The sequence below is a fragment of the Aquabacterium sp. genome (genome assembly GCF_004297345.1).
Taxonomy (GTDB): domain Bacteria; phylum Pseudomonadota; class Gammaproteobacteria; order Burkholderiales; family Burkholderiaceae_C; genus Aquabacterium.
The window spans coordinates 1-4,083 of sequence record NZ_SCTN01000026.1 but is presented as its reverse complement, the minus strand read 5'-3'; the positions used below and the strand labels follow the sequence as shown (position 1 = coordinate 4,083).

Here is a 4,083-nt window from a genome sequence, read left to right as displayed (position 1 = left end):
TTCAAAAGTCATGCTACTTGCTCTTCCGAAAAGGGAGCATCCACGTATGCCTTCAGCAGCTTACCGAATTCCCCGTTGCCGCCCACCGGAACAAACAGTTTGTTGGTCGCCCGTGTGGCTGCCACATAGAAGACCTTTGCCTCGTCTTTTTCATTTGTGCCCTGAACCGGCATTCCGCCAACTCCACACAAGGCCACGACTGGAAACTCCAGCCCCTTGCTGACGTGCATTGTCATCACCGAGATAGCATCAACGAAGTCATCACTGCTTATGTCTTCCGTGATGGGGAAACCTCGATCGTGAAGTGCTTGCTTGCATTTCTCCACTTGCCAGTGCGCCCTACACAGCACCGCCATATCAGCCCAAGCATGTCCCTCCCGATGGGCAGCAGCCATCAGGTCCACGATCTTGTCGATCTCTGCTTGCGGGGATGACAGGAAGAACACGCGAGGGCTTTCACCGTCTCTGCCGCAGCCGACCGGCTTCAAAATGGGTACGCCGTCTTCATCCGTGGACTGTGGTGAAAGAAGGTCGCGCGCGATCACGCTGGCCAACTGGAGGATCTGCCGGGTGTTGCGATAGTTGATGTCCAGTATCGTCGTTCTACCGCGTGCCTGGATACCGACGCTTAGAAAGCTGAACTGACGTGTTCTTTCTCGTGGATAGATTGATTGACAGTCGTCATATAGAAGCAGCAGAGAGTTACTGACTGGGTCAACCATCTTTGCCAGCACGCCCAGCCACTCAGGCGCGAAATCATGTCCCTCGTCAATCAGAACCGCCTGATATGCGTGAGCGGGGATACATCCAGCTTCAAACTCTTGTAAGAACAGCGCTACCACCTCACGATGGAAGTCGCTGACATTCGGTTTTTTGGGAAGTGGAATGTTGCATTTGACAAGCCACCGCCTGCACCACTTGTTGAAGTTGATGACTTCGATGTTATCGATCTCCCCTCTGGCCTTCAACATGCGCCTGATTTTTGCAGACAGCGGAACATTGAAGCAGATGACCAAAATCGGTTTGGCTGACTTCGCCTGTGCAAGATAGGAAGCGCGATAGCTCAAGATCATGGTCTTGCCTGACCCTGCCACACCGTGGATAACCCGGTGCCCCTCGCCCAGCCCTCGGGCAAGCTGCTCCTGAACGAGATCCAGTACTTTCATGGTGCTGGGTGGCTCATCATCAGCGCCAAAGAATGACGCCTGCTCGCCGACCCGCATCTCTCGATGCAGCATCCACCTCATCCGATGGACCTGCTCTTCGCTCATCGCTTCCTGTGCCTTGTATGGCAACATGGCGACGATTCGATTCTCGAACTGCACGTGGTCCACGGCTTCTATCATCTCGTCCTTGCAGATGACAAGGTGCGCCGGGATCACCTCGTTCAAAGCCTCAGCTAGAAACTGCTTACGAGAGATATTGGTCAGTACAACTCCCCATCCCCATGGACAGATCAACTGGCCGCGATAGCGACCAGTCTGATGCAACAAGCGATCCCTTTTGAGATGATCCACCACCGCGTGGATGTGTTGCCGAGCCTGAGCGAATGGACTGCTTACAGATTTCTCGATTAATTTGCCGCAGACATCTAACTCATTGATGGTCCACCTGTCTGTGCCGACCGACGCAATGGTCTTCAAAGACCAGTCCTTGACCTCCAGCACCAGCAGCCCTTTGTCCTTGTTGAACACAACAAAGTCAGGATGGTCCTTATTCGGTCCGAAAGGTATGTCGTACCAAACGAGGTATTCCTCGTCGAGCACGTCCACCAGTCGTTCGGCAAATCGCTTTTCTCCGCGTTCCATGCGGGAAACGCAGCTAGACAACGGCGTTAGGAGTGTCGCCATATGGAGGGCCCTGGATGAATAGTGATGGCGGAAATGATAGCCATCCATTGCGTAATGAAGAGGCAGACCTCTGGCAATTCACATGAGAGGCTGTCGCGAGATCGTGACAGCCTCTTTGACCCACAGGCCGAGACCATCGCCGGCTTCATGATTACGAAAATGGGACTGTCTTTGAATTGGAACGCGCCGCATGAATTGATTGGCCGCGCAGTCGATGATGAAGGGCTAGTGATGTGTGATGCGCCCACTGCGAACGTTGGTCGCAATCCGGACGGATTGCCTTAAGCGACTGATCTGTGGGATAGCACTGTCCTCGGCCGGCCAACCAAGACCACTTGCAGGCGTTAGCCCCATAGCTGCCGTTCGCAACCGCCAGATTGCCTACCCGGAAACGGTCAGTCGTGGATACAAAACCCCGCGACGTGGCAGACGCTTGGGAATAGCTGTGTAGCCAACCCAAGTTGGCCGCCGCACCAGTCGTTTCAGATTTTGCTGTCAATGGCACCTAGCTCAATAGCAAATGCCCAAATGTCCTTTGGGGAAACATCGCGATTGCGGTTGCAGAGTTCAGCTTAGGGCCTCCCAGCGCTCAGCTTGAGGATAAGCAGGTCTGCTACCTCATCTGCAGACCTCTCGGCCAAGCTCACGTGACCAAGTGTGGGCGGTAGCCCGTCGATGTCGACTTGTTCGACGTATACCGGGAGGATGTATGCCTCGCCTCGCTCAGCCAGCGCTCTCGCGGTCGCGCTACGCCGCTCGTGCGTAGTCCAGATCCGATCCTTGTATTCGCGCGAAACGAACATGATGCAGAACCGCGACTCGCGTCTGTAGATCCGGTCAAACTTGGCCGCCAGGTCCTCTCCCCACAGTTGCTCGGGATAGAAGTTGTCATAGAAGACATTGAAGCCGGCATCTCGAACCTTTTTGGCGATGGCCTCAACAGTCTCCCGCTCCGTCCCCGCGAACGAGAACGCCACGTCGTATCTGAATCCGTCGGCTTGAGCCGCCGGCGAAAGACTTGCCACGCTTGAAGCCGGGCTACTGGTGCGCGCGCTGCTGACCGGAGCTCGTGGCGCGGCCCGTACTGTTGCCACCCTTGGCTGCGGAAGCAAGCGTAAACCAACAGTGCCCAAGATGGCATGGGCTTCCAGTAGGTTGCGAATGCCCGGACCAAAGTTCTTCACATGGGCATCAAAACACCTGTGCGCAAACTCAGCGTTGGAGCCGAACGGCCCGCCCCCCTCGTTGCGGAATTCCATGAAGCGCCACCAGCACGATTCGAAGTCGAACTCTGGACACTCGCCGAACGTGTTGAACCCGCCGATGAACTCCAGTGCGCCGGCAAACTCTTGGGACATGGGCATGTGCTTGGGCCGGTAGTGGGTCGTCCAGCCCTTATCGCCTGCGCCGTCGATCCACGACAGCGCGTAGTGGAAATGCTCGTCCTCGGCCTGCTTCATGCGCTCTGCCTTCGGGGCAACGTGACCATTGCCGCGGCAGTGAGCATGGCCCCTCTGGTGGCTCACACCAGATGGTTTGCCGTAGAAGTAGCCCCAGCCCTCTGGATGCACCAGGCCAAGCCCGCATGCTTCTAAATGACGGTCGGCAGCTTCGTACTTTGCATAAGCGTCAGCCACAGCATCCGTGACGGCCGCAACATCAGTGTCGGCATTCGAAGGGCCGCAGTAGGCTTCACTGGAGTGGAACGCGCATCCTTGGCGAGTGAACCCTAGGACTCGCAGAAAATCGGTGCGCTGCATCCCGGCAGTTGAGAACATCGTCGGCCGAGCATGCAAGGTGTACTCAAACTTGTCTTTACCATGTTGAAGGCACGCCTTCAGAAATTCAAAGCCGTTCTTGCTGGCTCGGGCATCGACAGATGTCTTCAGCGCGGAGTGGAGATCAGACATAGATCAGGGCTAGGTCAAAGTTGTGCCCCAGTTTGCCATGAGCGGGCCAGACGGCTAGTTTGCAAGGCAGACCTGCCGCGGTCCTCAAGCAAAATTGCCAATTCATCATACGACTCAGATCGACTCACCGTACGGGAAATAAGGCAGTCAATCGCTTGGTTGAAAATGGGGCACTACAGCAGACGCTCAACAACATACTCCGTATACGGTCGCAGAACTGTCAGTTGCAGAGACAGGTCACCCAGAAATTGGCTCGCCCACTCTTGGAGGTACGAGGCCAGTCTGGCACTTCTCCCGGCTTTCTGACCTCAGGCACTATCAAG

Annotated in this window: 2 protein-coding genes; both read right to left on the bottom strand. The window is 55.8% G+C overall.

What is annotated here, in order from left to right:
* Positions 1-8: 8 nt before the first annotated feature.
* Positions 9-1,808: a 3'-5' exonuclease gene (locus EPO09_RS00715; RefSeq protein ID WP_290639191.1), complete on the bottom strand. Its 1,800-nt coding sequence runs from the start codon at positions 1,806-1,808 to the stop codon at positions 9-11.
* Positions 1,809-2,422: 614 nt separating this feature from the next.
* The gene (locus EPO09_RS00710) at positions 2,423-3,760 is read right to left on the bottom strand and encodes a TIR domain-containing protein (RefSeq protein WP_290639189.1); all 1,338 of its coding nucleotides are present in this window, start codon (positions 3,758-3,760) and stop codon (positions 2,423-2,425) included.
* Positions 3,761-4,083: the final 323 nt, after the last annotated feature.

Excerpts from the sequence above, each read along its gene's own strand:
- EPO09_RS00715 (WP_290639191.1), bottom strand. The coding sequence starts at position 1,808 with ATGGAACGCGGAGAAAAGCGATTTGCCGAACGACTGGTGGACGTGCTC.
- EPO09_RS00710 (WP_290639189.1), bottom strand. The coding sequence starts at position 3,760 with ATGTCTGATCTCCACTCCGCGCTGAAGACATCTGTCGATGCCCGAGCC.